Consider the following 16478-nt stretch of genomic DNA (forward strand, 5'->3'; position numbering starts at 1 on the left):
TCGCGCTATCATCGCTGGCTATAGCTTGCAGAAGGTTAGGTCTGCAAGTAATAAACTGTAATTTTCGTTTTATTATGAGTAATCCTGCAGGGTGAATCAACGTATTCCGGTTTATTAATTGTTTGATTATTTGGGCTTTCGTATGTTTCGTTTCTACGGGGGCTTTTGTTCTTTCAGCTGTGAAAAATTTGTTTGTATCAAACGTTTTTGTACTTAAACGGTTGTTGGCTACATTTTGTCTATACTTTTGATTATTTGAGAAAAATTGAGGGTTGCAGATGGAATACCTAGGCCAGGATGAAAAAGCGAATCTTTTAAAAACACTGTGCCAAGAATTAGAAGATCGATTACCGAAAGAAAGGTCTGAAGCCTTGGTTGAGTTTGCAACTCTATATTACTCATCCGCTTCGCTAGCTGATCTTCTCGAATGGAAGTTAGAGGACCTATATGGTTCGACCCTCGCTTGCTGGCAGTTTCTGCAGGAGCGAAAAGTCGGACAGGTCAAGGTCAGGGTTTTTAACCCCGATTACGAACTACATGGTTGGCAATCGACTCATACCGTGATTGAGGTCTTGCAGAAAGATATTCCCTTCTTAGTTGATTCTTTACGAATGGAACTCAATCGACGTAATTTAACCATCCACGCCATACACAATGCAGTTGTGACTTTGAAAAGGGATGAAAAAGGAGGCCTATCTTCACTGCTCAAAAAGGATAGCCGAGCCAAAAATTCCCAACGAGAGTCCTTAGTTTCGATCGAGGTCGATCGGCATTCGGATACTGCTGATCTACAAGACTTGGAACAAGCGCTGCGAAATGTTCTTGAAGACGTAACTATGGTGGTGGAAGACTTTGAGTCTATGGTTGAGCGATGTGATGCTCAAGCAGGCATTTTCTCAAAGGCGATCAAAGGCTTTGATGCTGGGATTACTTCGGAAGTCCATGATTTTATTAAGTGGTTAAAGGACCACTTTACCTTCTTAGGTTATGACGAATATCAACTAGTCGAGAAGAAAGGTAAGAAAACCCTCGAAGCCATACCAGGTAGCCAGCTTGGTTTGCTGAAATTCTGTGATGAACATTGCCGTTCTGCTTTAGTTAATGAGAATGATCGTGATGCTGAAGGCTTTGTTCTCATACCCGATATTCTCTCCTTTACTAAATCCAATCGAGCTTCCAGTGTTCATCGTCCTACTTATCCTGATTACATCAGTATCAAACAATATAATAAGAAGGGTGAAGTGGTAGGCGAATGTCGATTCTTAGGTTTGTATACATCCAGCGTTTATATTCAAAGCTCTCGCCATATTCCAATTGTTCGCCGTAAGGTGGATGCAATTATGGAAAAATCTGGGTTACATCGTCACGGGCATGATTGGAAGGAGCTGCTACAGATTTTAGAGATCCACCCTCGCGATGATCTATTTCAAGTATCAGTAGATGACCTATATCGAACTGTTATAGGTGTGCTGCAAATTCACGAAAGACGTCAAATACGTCTGTTTGTACGCCGTGATTACTTTGGTCAGTTTTATTCATGTCTAGTTTATTCACCCAGGGATATTTACAGCACTGACTTTAGACACAAAATTCAGTCATTGTTGATGGAGCAGTTAAATTGCACCCATGCTGATTTCACAACCTATTTTTCTGAATCTATTCTGACGCGCACTCAGTTTATTTTGCGTGGGGACAACATCGTTGAGGAGTTTGATTCCGATAAATTAGAGCGAGTAGTGAGACTGGCTGCACGTAGTTGGTGTGATGACCTAAAAGACGTATTGGTTGAAACGCTTGGTGAGGAATCGGGTATTCGAGTTTATAACCAATTTGGTAGTGGCTTCCCACCTAGTTATAGTGCTGATTTTTCAGCTAGAACAGCGGTTGTCGATCTGCAGCATATAGAAAAGCTATCGGATCAAGCTCCATTGCAACTGAGCTTTTACCAAGCTTTGGAGCGAGAGAAGAACTGCCTTAATTTCAAACTCTTCAGTCTAGGCGCATCTTTACCTCTGTCTGATGTTATCCCTGTACTCGAAAATTTAGGGTTAAGGGTCATAGACGAACACCCTTACAAAATAGAAAGTAAGCGTGATCTAGTGTGGATTCATGATTTTAATCTTCACTACACAGGAGCTGGCACGGTTTCATTATCAACCCTCAAAGAGGTATTTGAAGAGGCCTTTCTTAAAATTTGGCAAAGTGAAGCTGCGAATGATGAGTTTAACCGTCTTGTGTTAGCCGGCAATGTCGGTTGGCGTGAGGTGGCTATGTTGCGTGCATATGCCGCGTATATGAAACAGATTAGTTTTCCAATAAGTCCAGAAGCGATTAGTACGACGCTCAATTCATACGTCGATATAGCCGCCAAAATTGTTCAGTTCTTTAAAGCACGGTTTGAACCGGGTAACACAGCAGATCAAGAAGCGGTTGAATCCACCATTATCGACGCGTTAGAAGACGTAGGTAGTTTGAATGATGATCGTGTGATTCGTCAGTATTTACTACTTATTAAGGCAACGCTTCGTACAAATTTCTATCAAAAAGATAAACAAAGCTTAAAGAGCTATTTCTCTTTCAAACTATCTCCCGATGATATTCCGGACATGCCTTTGCCGCGGCCGAAATATGAGATCTTTGTCTACTCACCTAAGGTGGAGGGTGTTCATCTTCGTGGCGGTAAAGTGGCTCGCGGTGGTTTACGCTGGTCTGATCGAATGGAAGATTACCGCACCGAAGTTTTGGGCTTAGTTAAAGCGCAGCAAGTTAAAAACGCGGTGATTGTACCTGTTGGGGCAAAAGGTGGCTTTGTCGCTAAATCATTGCACGATGGCATGAATCGTGAGGAGTGGTTTGAAGAGGGTGTTAGCTGCTACAAAACTTTTATTAGTGGCCTATTGGATATCACAGACAACCTCGTTGAAGGTGAGGTGAGTCCGCCTGCTGATGTGGTTCGCCATGATGAAGATGACACATATTTAGTCGTGGCTGCAGATAAAGGTACGGCAACCTTCTCTGACATTGCGAACGAATTGGCTCAATCTTATGGCTTCTGGTTAGGTGATGCTTTTGCCTCAGGTGGTAGTCAGGGCTACGACCATAAGAAGATGGGGATCACCGCAAGAGGTGCGTGGGTATCAGTTGAGCGACATTTTCGCGAGATGGGCGTAAACACCGATAAAGATGACTTTACGGTGATTGGCATAGGCGATATGTCAGGGGATGTATTTGGTAATGGCATGTTGCTGTCGAGGCATATTCGTCTGGTAGCTGCATTTAACCATCTACATATCTTTATCGACCCCAATCCAGATGCTGCGAAAAGTTGGAAAGAACGTGACCGCTTATTCAAACTGCCTCGTTCAGCATGGACCGATTACGATAAGAAATTGATTTCAGAAGGTGGTGGTGTCTTTGAACGCTCTGCCAAATCGATCAGCTTGTCTCCACAAATACAGGCGCTTATCGGTGAAAAAATTGCGACGGTTACCCCGAATGATCTCCTAAATAAACTGTTAAAAGCGCCAGTTGATCTGGTTTGGAATGGGGGGATTGGTACTTATGTTAAAGCAAGTACCGAGACTGATGCGGATATCGGCGATAAAGCCAATGATGCTCTGCGTATAGATGGCCAAGAGTTATCCTGTAAGGTTGTGGGTGAGGGCGGTAACTTGGGGATGAGTCAACTTGCGCGTATGGAGTATGCGCTTGCTGGTGGACGTATGAACACCGACTTTATCGATAACGCTGCAGGTGTGGACTGCTCTGACCATGAGGTAAATATCAAAATTCTTCTCAATCAAGTTGTTGCTAATGGCGACATGACTGAGAAGCAGCGAAATACATTGCTTGAAGATATGACCGATGAAGTTGCTTCTTTGGTCTTGAAAAATAACTATCGACAAGTTCAAGCGATCTCTATGGCCGAGTCCCGTTCTTTTGAAGGGATGGCAGAGTATCAGCGCTATATCACCAATATGGAGACTGCAGGTAAGCTTGATCGAGCGCTGGAATTTCTACCTACAGATGAAGTCCTCAATGAACGACGTGCATCGAAAAAGGGCTTAAGCCGTCCAGAGCTATCGGTTCTGATCTCATACAGCAAGGCCGAGCTTAAAGAATCATTGAGCCTGTCGTTTATTCCTGATGATGAGTATCTGTCGCAAGAGTTGTTTACTGCCTTTCCTGAGAGATTAGTTTCTGAATTTGGTGATCAACTAAAAGCTCATCGCCTTAGCCGTGAAATCATAGGCACTCAAATTGCAAACCACATGGTTAATATGATGGGGGTGAACTTTGTTGATCGCCTACGCATATCAACAGGTGCCGATGAGGCGGCCATCGCTAGAGCTTACGTGCTCGCTCGTGATGTCTTTGGTATTGAGAATCTATGGCAGCAGATTGAAAAACTGGATCATAAAGTCAGCAGTGATATTCAGTTAGAAATGATGCATGAGCTACAGCATCTGATGCGCCGCGCCACACGCTGGTTTGTACGTAATCGTCGCGCAGAAGTGGACTGTGAAAACGAAGTAGATAGCTTTAGAGCTCAGTTGGGCAAGATAGTCCCTAAACAGGAAAAATTACTAACGGGAGAGCCGTTAACGCGTTGGGGGAGTGCACTCAGTCGCTATCAGGAAGCCGGTGTGCCGAGTAAGTTGGCCAAATTTATCTCGGGAGCTCGTTGTTTATACGCGTCCCTAGGTGTTATTGAAGTTGCTGATGAATCGGATGTACCTCCAGATCAAGTGGCTCAAGTTTACTTCGGTTTAGGACAGCGTTTGGAGTTAGATTGGTTGTCCAGAAAACTCAGTAAGCTGAGTGTCGATAATTACTGGCAAGCGTTGGCGCGAGAGGCGTTTAGGGATGATTTGGATTGGCAGCAACGTGCGCTAGTTGCTACAGCTATTAAGGGACGAGTAAAAGGCTGTACAGTGGAGCAAGTGATCGATAAGTGGTGCACAGAGAATGAATGGCTACTTGATCGCTGGCAAAATGTCCTGAATGAAGTTAAAAGTGCTAAAAAACAAGAGTATGCAATGTATACTGTCGCGTTGAGAGAGTTGTTTGATTTGGCGAAAACAAGCCAGTTTAATACCTGAACGTGTATATGAGGTTCATTCCTCTAGATAGTATGTATGAAAGCAATTTTAGTTGATATTCGGATTAGTTCTGAAAAGTTTTTAATGTTGTATCAAGGGGTCGCGGAAACTGTTTATACCCGATCCCTTGATGGTCGTAGCGTGCAGTTCCCCGCTCGAATCTTAAAACCATTTTTACTGCGTGATGGAATTAATGGTCGTTTTAAAATTATGTTTGACGATCAAGGTAAATATCAGGGAATAGAGAAACTGAGTTAGTGTAATAAATGCACCAATTTGGTGATTCTTTATAACTTTTGGGAGTTAACATTGTCACTCTTAGTGCTCAATGCTGTTATTCCATCCTCGCCTCGCCTATAATCGGGCCAAAATTTTTACTAGGACCTGATTATGTTGTATTCACTGACTCGATCTTTGATGTTTCAGCTTGATCCCGAACTTTCTCACAACGTAGCGCTTCATTCGATGAATCTTGCGTCTTCTTTGGGAGTAAACAAGCTTCTGGGTGCTGAAGTACTATCTGATCCTGTTCAGGTGATGGGAATTGATTTCCCAAACCGTGTAGGTTTAGCAGCAGGTCTAGATAAGAACGGCATTGCGGTGGATGGTATGGCTGCAATGGGCTTCGGCTTTGTTGAAGTGGGCACCGTTACACCACGCCCGCAAGATGGTAATCCCAAGCCACGTATTTTCCGTTTGCCAGAACAGCAAGCGATCATCAACCGTATGGGTTTTAACAACGGTGGTGTAGATAAGCTGCTCTCTAATCTGGATAAGAGCGTTTACAAAGGCGTTCTGGGTATCAACATCGGCAAAAACAAAGATACGCCAAACGAAAAAGCGAATGACGATTACCTGTTCTGTCTTCGTAAGGTATACGGGCGTGCGTCTTACATCACCGTTAACGTATCTTCTCCAAACACACCAGGCCTTCGTACTCTTCAATACGGCGAGTCGTTAAATAGCTTATTGGATGCTCTAAAATCCGAACAAGCTAAATTGGCTAAGTTCCATGATCGCTATGTTCCTATTGCGGTAAAAATTGCGCCGGATATGACAGATGAAGAGCTTGCACTTGTCGCTGCTTCTTTAAAGTCTTACGAGATGGATGGTGTGATTGCGACCAATACAACCCTATCTCGTGATGGTGTTGAAGGGCTGGAGTTTGCAGATGAAGCGGGTGGCCTATCAGGCGCACCAGTACGCAATAAATCAACTAAAGTGATTCGAACTCTGGCACAAGAACTAGATGGTGCGTTACCAATTATTGGTGTAGGTGGTATCACTGAAGGTTTTGATGCGGCAGAAAAGATCGAAGCTGGTGCTAGTTTGGTGCAAGTTTATTCTGGGTTTATCTACCGTGGGCCTTCATTGGTTGCGGATTCTGTGAAAGCAATTAAACAGCTTTCAGAATAGAGCAGGTAATAAAAAGGCTCCCTTTGGGGAGCCTGAAAATTCTGTTTAGTGCAGAGCTGGGTCGGATTGAATTGCTGATACTCCTTCCATACCGCTCCAGTGAGCTTCGCGTCCTTGGCGCCATCCGCTCATCCAATGGCTTCTGAGATCTGATGTATTCACGGGACAGTTATCCCGGGACTTACCGCTTAATCCTGCTTGAAAACCTCGATTAAAAAGTGTGCTAGTACGATCACGCTTTTGTCTCTTCATATAATTGAGCCTCTCTTCGTGTTTTAGTTTTTTGAGAGCAGCGGTTCCTTGAGACATGGTATCCGCTTAAAATCTGCCTGCAGGTTGTAAGTTTTGCAGCCAGACTTCTATAAATATCGGAAAATAGATCATAGTGCGATTGAATATGACTATCATGATATTGATACTTAATAAAAATAGTTAGTGTGTGGGTGCAAAAAAACGATTGCATTCATAAAGTTAGTCAAAAAGTTGGTTTTTGAACAGCAGGGTGAATTATTTTCATGCCTGTTGTTAATTAAGTGAAATATTTGCTGAGTAAAGATGCGTATGAAACTGTTTCTGACATGCCCTAAGGGCCTAGAGTTACTTCTTGAAGAGGAGTTACAGCGGTTGGGTGTTACTGAGACCAAGCAAACAGTGGCAGGGGTTCAATGCCAAGGCGAGCTGGAAGATGCTTACCGTATCTGTTTGTGGTCGCGTTTAGCAAACAGGGTTCTTCTTCCGCTTTATGAAGGTGAAGCAGAAACTGCTGATGATCTTTATCAAGCGGTTCAGCAAATAGACTGGCTAGAGCACATGCGTAGTGAAGGTACGCTATTAATTGATTTTAGCGGTCAAACTCGCGGTATTAATAATACCCATTTTGGTGCGTTAAAAGTTAAGGACGCCATTGTCGATCAGATTCGCGATAAAACCGGTGCTCGCCCGAGTATTGATAAAGTTGCACCTGATCTACGTATTAATGTACGTATGCACCGCGGCAAAATTACCGTTGCTTTAGATATGTCGGGAGATAGTTTGCACCGACGTGCTTATCGTCTGAAAGCAGGTGAAGCGCCAATGAAGGAAAACTTGGCGGCTGCAATTTTGATTCGCAGTGGGTGGCCGGAGCGTTCTTCTGAATCTGGTTTGGTTTTTGATCCGATGTGTGGTTCTGGCACGTTACTAATTGAGGCTGCACTGATGGCGGCTGACATTGCGCCAGGTTTGCAGCGTAAGCGTTTCGGATTCTCCCGTTGGACAGGTCACAAACGGGATATTTGGGAAGATCTTGTTGCTGAGGCTCAAGCACGTAAAGTAAAAGGTTTGCTGTCATTAGAAGCGAGCCTTATTGGTAGTGATCAAGATAGTAAAGTTTTACGTGCAGCTCGTCAGAATGCCGAAAGGGCAGGTGTGGCAGACTTTATTGAATTTACAACGTGCCGCCTAGAAGATCTGGATCGCAATACATTACCTGAAGGTAAAGGTTTACTGATTACCAACCCTCCTTATGGAGAGCGTTTAGGTGAAACACAGCAGTTGATGTTCCTGTATCGACATCTTGGCGATAAGTTGAAAGAACAATTTGCGGGTTGGACGGCCTCTATTTTTACCTCGAACCCAGATCTTTGTAAGGTGACAGGTCTTCGAGCCGAAAAGCAATACAAACTGTTTAACGGTGCGCTTGAAAGTCGTTTGTTTATCTATCCGGTGTCTGAACAGAGAGCGGAGAAGCAAATGAGCCAAGAGGGTGAGCCAGCTCCTTTAAGTGAAGGGGCGCAGATGTTTGCAAATCGTCTAAAGAAAAATCGTAAGCAGCTAGCTAAGTGGGTTAAGCGCGACAATATAGAAAGTTACCGTCTCTACGATGCAGATATCCCAGAGTATTCTGTTGCGGTAGATATCTATAAAGACGAAGTGCATGTCCAAGAATATGCCGCACCTAAGAAGATTGATCCGGTAAAAACATTTGCTCGTCTACAAGATGTGATGAATGCATTACCGGTTACCTTAGAGGTGTCTCCAGAAAAGGTAATCTTAAAGCAGCGTAAAAAACAGCAGGGCGTTAATCAGTATGAAAAACACTCTGAAACTCACCGCTTTAAAGAGATTAACGAGCATGGCTGCCGATTGTTGGTCAACTTGCATGATTATCTTGATACCGGTTTGTTTTTGGATCACCGAGCAATTCGTTATCAGATTCAGAAAGAAGCAGCTGGTAAGGATTTCTTAAACTTGTTCTGTTACACAGGCACTGCTTCAGTGCATGCAGCTAAAGGTGGCGCTAAATCTACAATCAGTGTTGATATGTCGGCTACCTATCTTAACTGGGCTAAGCGTAATTTGGATCTAAATGGCCTAGACACAAAAGAACATCAGCAAGTACAGGCGGACTGCTTGAAGTGGTTGCGGATGCAAAGAGGGCCGGCATACGATCTAATTTTCATGGACCCACCAACGTTTTCTAACTCTAAGCGTATGGCGGGAGTGCTTGATGTTCAGCGCGATCATGTAGATCTGATAGAAGGCGCTATGCGCTGTTTGCGTGCAGAAGGCGTCTTGTACTTCTCCAATAACTACCGTCGCTTTAAGTTGGATTACGACGCGCTGTCTGAGTTTGAGATCGAGGAGATTACACAATCTACTCTAGATCCGGATTTCAAGCGTAATTCTAAAATTCATTGTTGTTTCCGTATTCGTCATAAGTGACTGTGCTCGCAAATTGTGCGCTTTAATAAATTTGGCACATATAGTGCTTACTATTAAGGCATAAAAAATTTTTTGCTAGCACTATTTTGGTGAATTGCAGTTTAAGCTGCTGTGTTTCGGGGCTTTTAAGCCCGGTTGGCATAGTGGTAGCAATTTCACATAATAAAATGCACTATAATAGTGCACCAAAATGAAGCGTAGCTTTAGGTTTCGGTTCTAATATGGTGCACAAAAAGAAACGGGAGACACCAAGTGGAAAACGTCAACAGCGCAGTTGAGACGCTTATTCAGAGTTCCAATACTCTGTTCATTCTGATGGGGGCGATCATGGTCTTTGCCATGCATGCCGGCTTTGCTTTTCTTGAAGTTGGTACGGTTCGCCACAAAAACCAAGTGAATGCGTTAGTTAAAATTTTGACCGATTTTGGTTTTTCTGCCATGGCTTACTTCTTTGTAGGTTATTGGGTTGCTTACGGCGTCACATTCTTCTCTCCTGCTGCTGAGTTAGCTGCCAATAATGGCTACGAACTAGTTAAGTTCTTCTTCTTAATGACGTTTGCTGCTGCAATTCCTGCGATCGTATCGGGCGGTATTGCTGAGCGTGCTAAGTTCTGGCCGTTCTTGATTGCCTCATCTCTTATTGTGGCGTTTGTATATCCGTTCTTCGAAGGCATTATCTGGAACGGTAACTTTGGTTTCCAGGATTGGTTAGAAGCTAATTTTGGTGCTGCATTCCATGACTTTGCAGGTTCTGTTGTAGTGCATGGTGTCGGTGGCTGGTTGGCGCTAGTTGCTGTGATCATGCTGGGTATTCGAAATGGTCGCTATAAAGGTGGTCGTCTTGTTGCGTTCCCACCATCTAATATTCCTTTCTTGGCATTAGGTGCTTGGATTCTGTGTATCGGTTGGTTCGGCTTTAACGTAATGTCCGCTCAAACAATGGATGGTATCTCTGGCCTAGTAGCTGTTAATACGCTAATGGCGATGGTTGGCGGTATTATTACTGCGCTTATCTTTGGTAAAAATGACCCTGGCTTTATCCATAACGGTCCCTTGGCTGGTTTGGTCGCTGTGTGTGCTGGTTCTGACGTTATGCACCCAATGGGTTCTCTTTTAGTGGGTGCCGTTGCTGGTGCAATTTTTGTCTTCTTGTTCACAATTCAGCAGAACAAATGGAAGATCGATGATGTGTTGGGTGTATGGCCGCTGCACGGTGTTTGTGGTGTTTGGGGTGCTATTGCTTGCGGTATTTTTGGTACTGAAGCGCTTGGTGGTCTGGGTGGTGTGAGCCTGATATCCCAGCTAATTGGCTCAGCAGCAGGTATTGCTGTTGCAGTGATCGGTGGTGTTGTTGTTTACGGTGGTGTGCGTGCGGTTTCTGGCTTGCGTTTGTCTCAAGAAGAAGAGTACAACGGTGCAGACCTATCTATCCATAAGATTGAATCTACTAGCGATAATTAATCTGCGCTTAAGATCTTAAAAAAGCCGGGCATTGCCCGGCTTTTTTGTTGGTGGCGATTAATTAAAAATCGCTTGTCTGAATTTTTGTAGTTTAGAAAAAATAAAATCAGAACGTTCTTTTTTCCCTTTCTCTGTGTAGTGCTGCATATCTATTCCGCCTGATTCTGTTCTTTTTAGTATTCGTGCTTGTTGGCTTAGGCCGTCATAGCCCCAGTCTGTTGTTGGTACTTCATCTAAAACTACGTAGCTGGTAGGGGTTAGAGGGCCAATTTCGTTATCTAAAAGATGGTTAAATGCGCCAAGCGCATCGGACTTTTCTTTTTCAGTATTAGTGCCTTTGCTGATTTTGGCATTCACGTAGGCAGATACCGAATTGGTGGCTAATTTATTGCCAATAAACCAATGCTCCTTATCTATTTTTGTAATACTTACGGCGGTCAATTCGGCTTTTTTATGAAGAATTTTAGCCATGATATTTGTTGTACCTTCGACTAGGTTTTTGATCTGTAATTGGGTTAAGTCGCTGGATACTTGTATTGATATGTAAGGCATAACGCTCTCCTTGTCTTTTTACATGCAGATTACGTTTTCTTTTATATTATTAATAACGATTAATATGGTTTATATTGATAAGAAAATACGATTAAACGAGAGAAAGTCATGGCTCAGCCCAATATAAGTACTGAATTGTTGAGAACTTTCCTCGCGGTGGTTGAGCGGGATGGCTTCATTCGGGCTGCAGAGTCCCTGCATAAGACGCAATCCACAGTAAGTCAGCAGATTAAAAAATTAGAACTTGAGCTGGGTGCTGTTCTATTTCGCCCTAGTGGCCGTAAACGGCTGCTGACGCATGAAGGAGAGATGTTGGTAGGTTATGCTCGGAAAATGCTGGCGCTGCAGGATGATGCGATAGCGAGCTTGGCTAGTAGTGGTGAATTAGGAGAGATTAAAGTTGGTGTCTCTCAAGGCGTTGCGGAGACAGTATTGCCTGAGCTCTTGGCGGGGTTTTCTCGTAAGAATCCTGCTGTAAGACTGTTTGTAGAAACGGGCTACAGCGATGAGTTGGAGCTAGGGTACGAGCGGGGTGATTACGATCTTATTGTTACGTTATCGTTGAGTGGATCTGGGAAGGGAGAGGTCTTAGGTGGTGAGCCATTGGCTTGGATTGGCCCTGAAGGCTTTTCTTGGTCATCAGAAAGGGAATTGCCAATGGCGTCATATTCAAAAGCTTGTCAGTTTAGGCGGGTTTCTATTGGCTCTCTCGATCAATCGGGAATTCCATGGCGTTTGGTTTATACCTCGTCAAGCTACCAAGGGCTTATGGCGGCGGTTAAGTGTGGCTTGGGTGTTACTGTGAGGCCGAGGAGTGCTGTTCTGCCAGGGGTTGAGTTGATTGGAGAGCGTCTTGGTTTGCCTGAACTGCCAATGATTTATACATCGTTGCGTTATAGGCGAGATATAAATGTTGCGAATGAGTTGGCAGAAACGTTTAGATTGGCGTCGCTTGGGGTTCGTTAAGTTGGTCTGTTATGGATAATAAAAAAGCCGCATATAGCGGCTTTTTTGTGCTTGGTTGGTCTTATTTCTCAGGGTATGAACGCTGAGTTGGGCCAGTGTAAAGCTGACGTGGACGACCAATTTTGTTCGGGCTGCTATGGAACTCGCTCCAGTGGGAGATCCAGCCGATTGTGCGAGACAGAGCAAAGATCACTGTAAACATGTTGGTTGGGATACCAATTGCTTTCAGGATAATACCAGAGTAGAAGTCTACGTTCGGGTATAGTTTGCGTGCCGCAAAATACTCGTCTTCGATAGCGATTGTTTCAAGACGTTTCGCGATCTTAAGAAGAGGATCGTTTTCTAGGCCAAGTTCAGCTAGCACTTCGTCACAAGACTTCTTCATTACGCGTGCGCGTGGATCGAAGTTGCGGTATACGCGGTGGCCGAAGCCCATTAGGCGGAATGGATCGTTTGGATCTTTTGCTTTAGCAACGAATTCATCAATGCGTGACTCATCGCCGATCTCTTCTAGCATAGTTAGTACGGCTTCGTTGGCACCGCCGTGAGCCGGACCCCAAAGTGCAGCAATACCAGAAGCGATACATGCGAATGGGTTAGCGCCGGAAGAGCCTGCTAGACGTACTGTAGAAGTAGATGCGTTCTGTTCGTGGTCAGCGTGTAGTACGAAGATGCGGTCCATTGCTTTCTCAAGCACTGGGTTAACCTGATACTCTTCGCAAGGCGTGCCGAACATCATCTGCAGGAAGTTGCCTGCATAGCTCAGATCGTTACGTGGGTACATAAACGGTTGGCCGTTTGAGTACTTGAAGCACATCGCAGCGATAGTAGGCATTTTCGCGATTAGGCGGTACGCACAAACTTCACGGTGATGTTCGTTATCGATGTCTAGAGAGTCATGGTAGAACGAAGAAAGAGCACCAACCACGCCGCACATGATCGCCATTGGGTGAGCGTCACGACGGAAGCCGTTATAGAAGTGGTTTAGTTGCTCATGAACCATCGTGTGGTTCTTCACAGTTTCTACGAATTTGGCCTTTTGCTCTGCGCTTGGCAGTTCGCCGTTCAATAGTAGGTAGCACACTTCCATGTAGTCTGATTTTTCTGCTAGCTCGTCGATTGGGTAACCGCCGTGCAGTAGCACGCCTTTGCCGCCATCGATGAAAGTGATGCTAGAGTCACACGCAGCTGTGGAAACAAAACCAGGATCGTACGTGAACAGGCCTTTGCCAGTCAGTGGGCGCACATCAATTACGTCTGGACCTAGAGTGCCTGAATACACCGGAAGCTCAATCGCTTCATCCAGACCGTCGACTGTTAAACGTGCTTTCTTATCAGCCATTAAAAGGCTCCTATCATTATGTTTTAGTTCTGTTTTGACTTTCTTATTAGTCAGATCTAAGAGTCTTGGCCCGATAAATTGGACCCACACAATATAGAGACTGAAAAAAGTTTGTCAATCCGACTAAATGGGTTAGTTACCGCATCGCAGCAAAAACGGATGAATTTTTATCAGGAATGGTACTAAGGCTGAATAGTCATTTGGTTGTACGACTTTTGATATGTCGTAAAGTCCTAGACAAAAGGCGAACTACGCAGTGTTTGCGTTGTATTGTCAAGGTGAAATGCTTATACTCTCGCCCCGAAGTTTATCCCTAGTTTATGTCCTATTATATTAGTTCATATATTATGGATATGCTTGAGGAGCGAGGTACTTATCTTCAACACTTCCGAGCAACCGAGCCCTGCAAAGGGGCCGTAAAAAGTGTGAACAAGAGCCGTGAATAAGAAAAGACCTGTAAATTTAGATCTTCAAACTATCAAAATGCCGCTACCGGCGATTACATCCATCCTGCATCGTGTGACAGGCGTGGCGCTATTCTTTGGCGCTGTGTTTGCAATGTATGCTTTGGGTCTATCCCTGGAATCAGAAGCGGGCTTCAATGAAGCTGTTGATATGTTTGAAAATGGCTTCTTTGCGAAGCTTATCGCGTGGGGAAGCGTATCAGCGTTGCTGTACCACTTCTTCGCGGGCATCAAACACCTGGTAATGGATTTTGGCCACTGTGAAGAACTTGAGAGTGGTCAAATGGCAGCAAAAGTGACCTTGGGTCTAGCTGCTGCAGCAATCCTTCTTTCGGGAGTATGGATATGGTAACTAGTATTACAAGCTTTGGCCGTAGTGGCCTATATGACTGGATGATTCAGCGTGTAAGCGCGGTGATCCTAGCTGTATACACAATCTTTATGATTGGTTATCTAGCATTTGGCGCAGAGCTAACTTACGAAATGTGGGTTGGTTTGTTCGAAGGAACTGCAATGCGCATCTTCACTATGCTAGCTCTACTATCCTTTGCTGCACACGTATGGATTGGTATGTGGTCTGTTTCTACTGACTATATTAAGCCAACTGGTTTACGTTTCGTGTTTCAATCTGCGTGTGGTCTCCTGACGTTTATCTACGTTGTGTGGGGCATTCAGATTCTGTGGGGTGTATAAAAGATGTCTAAACTACGTACGCTTACTTTCGACGCGATTGTTGTCGGTGGCGGTGGTGCAGGCATGCGTGCTGCACTTCAGCTTGCACAAAGTGGTCTAAACACTGCTTGTGTAACAAAAGTATTCCCAACTCGATCTCACACAGTATCCGCTCAAGGTGGTATTACTTGTGCGATCGCAAGTGCTGATCCAAACGACGACTGGCGTTGGCACATGTACGATACCGTTAAAGGTTCTGATTACATCGGTGACCAAGACGCTATCGAATACATGTGTTCTGTAGGTCCTCAGGCGGTATTCGAACTAGACCACATGGGTCTTCCGTTCTCCCGTACTGAAACAGGCCGTATCTACCAGCGTCCTTTTGGTGGTCAGTCTAAGAATTTTGGTGAAGGTGGTCAGGCTGCACGTACATGTGCTGCGGCAGACCGTACTGGTCACGCACTGCTTCACGCTCTATATCAGGGCAACATGAAAGCAGGTACTACCTTCCTTAATGAGTGGTACGCAGTAGACCTGGTTAAGAATGACGATGGCGCAGTTGTTGGCTGTATCGCTATCTGCATCGAAACAGGTGAGACTGTATACATCAAGGCTAAAGCGACTGTTCTTGCAACAGGCGGTGCTGGCCGTATCTACTCTTCTACTACTAACGCTCTTATCAATACTGGTGACGGTATGGGTATGTCTCTGCGTGCAGGTGTTCCGGCGCAGGATATGGAGATGTGGCAGTTCCATCCAACCGGTATCGCAGGTGCAGGTGTACTTGTAACTGAAGGTTGTCGTGGTGAAGGTGGTTACCTAATCAACAAAGACGGCGAGCGCTTCATGGAGCGTTACGCGCCAAACGCTAAAGACCTAGCTGGTCGTGACGTTGTGGCACGTTCTATGATCCTTGAGATCTTAGAAGGTCGAGGTTGTGGTGAAGATGGCGATCACGTTTACTTGAAGATGGATCACTTGGGTGAAGAGGTTCTTCATTCACGTCTACCTGGTATCTGTGAACTATCTAAAACATTCGCAGCTACAGATCCAGTTGTTAAGCCGATTCCAGTTGTACCAACTTGTCACTATCAGATGGGTGGTGTTGCAACTAACATCGGTGGTCAGGCAATTGCTCCTAATAAAGACGGTGAAGATCAGATTGTTGACGGTCTTTACGCTTGTGGTGAAGTTGCATGTGTATCTGTACACGGTGCTAACCGTCTAGGCGGTAACTCACTGCTTGACCTTGTTGTATTTGGTCGTGCAGCTGGTATGCAGATCGAACAGCAAATGCGTGATGGTTACGAAGTGGCAAGTGCTACTGAAGAGAACATTGAAGCTGCAATGGCTCGTCTGAACCGCCTAAATAACTCAACGGGTGGTGAGAGCGTATCTGAAGTTCGTAAAGAGCTACAGAGCACGATGCAACTTTACTTCGGTGTATTCCGTGACGGCGAAAGTATGCAGAAAGGTCTTGAATTGCTGAAAGGCATTCGCGAGAAGATCAATAACCTTCATCTAGAAGATAAGAGCCAAGCATTTAATACTGCGCGTATTGAAGCGCTTGAGCTTGAAAACTTGTTTGAAGTGGCTGAAGCGACTGCAATCGCTGCGGAAGAGCGTAAAGAATCTCGTGGTGCTCACGCACGTAACGACTTTACTGATCGTGATGACGAGAATTGGTTATGCCATTCTGTCTACTTCCCTACGGATAAGACCATTGGTAAGCGTGCAGTTAACTTTGCACCTAAGACAATGGAACCATTCCCACCTAAAACACGTACTTACTAAGGA

General features: G+C 44.7%; 12 protein-coding genes. 9 read left to right on the forward strand and 3 right to left on the reverse strand.

The window, feature by feature from the left end:
• Window positions 1–278 precede the first annotated feature (278 nt).
• The 3 genes from ACMXYV_RS06405 (at window position 279) to ACMXYV_RS06415 (ending at window position 6518) form a co-directional block, all read left to right on the forward strand.
• The gene (locus tag ACMXYV_RS06405) at window positions 279–5102 is read left to right on the forward strand and encodes an NAD-glutamate dehydrogenase (RefSeq protein WP_415890923.1); all 4824 of its coding nucleotides are present in this window, start codon (window positions 279–281) and stop codon (window positions 5100–5102) included.
• Between the two features lie 36 nt (window positions 5103–5138).
• Window positions 5139–5360 (forward strand): DUF2835 domain-containing protein, encoded by a 222-nt coding sequence (locus ACMXYV_RS06410; RefSeq protein WP_415890924.1) that lies wholly within the window; start codon window positions 5139–5141, stop codon window positions 5358–5360.
• Between the two features lie 132 nt (window positions 5361–5492).
• A complete protein-coding gene (locus ACMXYV_RS06415) occupies window positions 5493–6518 on the forward strand; it encodes a quinone-dependent dihydroorotate dehydrogenase (protein WP_415890925.1) in 1026 nt (341 codons plus the stop codon).
• A 45-nt stretch (window positions 6519–6563) separates the two neighbouring features.
• Here the strand turns inward: ACMXYV_RS06415 and rmf are convergent, their stop codons facing one another.
• Window positions 6564–6770: a ribosome modulation factor gene (gene rmf / locus ACMXYV_RS06420; RefSeq protein ID WP_415884177.1), complete on the reverse strand. Its 207-nt coding sequence runs from the start codon at window positions 6768–6770 to the stop codon at window positions 6564–6566.
• 309 nt (window positions 6771–7079) lie between these two features.
• Here rmf and rlmKL point away from each other — a divergent pair, with 309 nt between their 5' ends.
• Together rlmKL and ACMXYV_RS06430 are read left to right on the forward strand one after the other, a co-directional pair.
• On the forward strand, window positions 7080–9221 hold the full coding sequence (rlmKL, locus tag ACMXYV_RS06425; RefSeq protein WP_415890926.1) for a bifunctional 23S rRNA (guanine(2069)-N(7))-methyltransferase RlmK/23S rRNA (guanine(2445)-N(2))-methyltransferase RlmL: 2142 nt from the start codon (window positions 7080–7082) through the stop codon (window positions 9219–9221).
• A gap of 252 nt (window positions 9222–9473) precedes the next feature.
• On the forward strand, window positions 9474–10682 hold the full coding sequence (locus tag ACMXYV_RS06430; RefSeq protein ID WP_415890927.1) for an ammonium transporter: 1209 nt from the start codon (window positions 9474–9476) through the stop codon (window positions 10680–10682).
• A 57-nt stretch (window positions 10683–10739) separates the two neighbouring features.
• Here ACMXYV_RS06430 and ACMXYV_RS06435 read toward each other — a convergent pair whose 3' ends face one another.
• Window positions 10740–11234, reverse strand: coding sequence for a tautomerase family protein (locus ACMXYV_RS06435; RefSeq protein ID WP_415890928.1), 495 nt, complete (start codon window positions 11232–11234; stop codon window positions 10740–10742).
• Window positions 11235–11342: 108 nt separating this feature from the next.
• On the opposite strand from ACMXYV_RS06435, the gene ACMXYV_RS06440 reads away from it, so the two are divergent.
• A complete protein-coding gene (locus tag ACMXYV_RS06440) occupies window positions 11343–12200 on the forward strand; it encodes a LysR substrate-binding domain-containing protein (protein WP_415890929.1) in 858 nt (285 codons plus the stop codon).
• 61 nt (window positions 12201–12261) lie between these two features.
• On the opposite strand, the gene gltA is transcribed toward ACMXYV_RS06440, so the two are convergent.
• Window positions 12262–13542, reverse strand: coding sequence for a citrate synthase (gltA, locus tag ACMXYV_RS06445; RefSeq protein WP_415890930.1), 1281 nt, complete (start codon window positions 13540–13542; stop codon window positions 12262–12264).
• Window positions 13543–13980: 438 nt separating this feature from the next.
• Here gltA and sdhC point away from each other — a divergent pair, with 438 nt between their 5' ends.
• From sdhC to sdhA, 3 genes are read left to right on the forward strand one after another with little or no spacing between them, the layout of a single operon-like run.
• Window positions 13981–14358: a succinate dehydrogenase, cytochrome b556 subunit gene (gene sdhC / locus ACMXYV_RS06450; protein WP_415890931.1), complete on the forward strand. Its 378-nt coding sequence runs from the start codon at window positions 13981–13983 to the stop codon at window positions 14356–14358.
• Entirely contained in the window at window positions 14352–14699 is a 348-nt protein-coding gene (gene sdhD, locus ACMXYV_RS06455) for a succinate dehydrogenase, hydrophobic membrane anchor protein (RefSeq protein WP_415884184.1), read from the forward strand. The genes sdhC and sdhD overlap by 7 nt, the downstream gene beginning before the upstream one ends.
• Before the next feature lie 3 nt (window positions 14700–14702).
• Entirely contained in the window at window positions 14703–16475 is a 1773-nt protein-coding gene (gene sdhA / locus ACMXYV_RS06460) for a succinate dehydrogenase flavoprotein subunit (protein ID WP_415890932.1), read from the forward strand.
• Window positions 16476–16478 lie beyond the last annotated feature (3 nt).

Origin of the sequence: Neptuniibacter sp. SY11_33 (assembly GCF_047778025.1) — a bacterium.
In the GTDB taxonomy this organism is placed as follows: Bacteria; Pseudomonadota; Gammaproteobacteria; order Pseudomonadales; family Balneatricaceae; genus Neptuniibacter.

Coding starts and splice junctions, on each gene's coding strand:
- ACMXYV_RS06435 (WP_415890928.1), bottom strand. CDS start 11,234: ATGCCTTACATATCAATACAAGTATCCAGCGACTTAACCCAATTACAG.
- ACMXYV_RS06415 (WP_415890925.1), top strand. CDS start 5,493: ATGTTGTATTCACTGACTCGATCTTTGATGTTTCAGCTTGATCCCGAA.
- ACMXYV_RS06440 (WP_415890929.1), top strand. CDS start 11,343: ATGGCTCAGCCCAATATAAGTACTGAATTGTTGAGAACTTTCCTCGCG.
- ACMXYV_RS06405 (WP_415890923.1), top strand. CDS start 279: ATGGAATACCTAGGCCAGGATGAAAAAGCGAATCTTTTAAAAACACTG.
- gltA (WP_415890930.1), bottom strand. CDS start 13,542: ATGGCTGATAAGAAAGCACGTTTAACAGTCGACGGTCTGGATGAAGCG.
- rmf (WP_415884177.1), bottom strand. CDS start 6,770: ATGAAGAGACAAAAGCGTGATCGTACTAGCACACTTTTTAATCGAGGT.
- ACMXYV_RS06410 (WP_415890924.1), top strand. CDS start 5,139: ATGAAAGCAATTTTAGTTGATATTCGGATTAGTTCTGAAAAGTTTTTA.
- sdhA (WP_415890932.1), top strand. CDS start 14,703: ATGTCTAAACTACGTACGCTTACTTTCGACGCGATTGTTGTCGGTGGC.
- sdhD (WP_415884184.1), top strand. CDS start 14,352: ATGGTAACTAGTATTACAAGCTTTGGCCGTAGTGGCCTATATGACTGG.
- rlmKL (WP_415890926.1), top strand. CDS start 7,080: ATGAAACTGTTTCTGACATGCCCTAAGGGCCTAGAGTTACTTCTTGAA.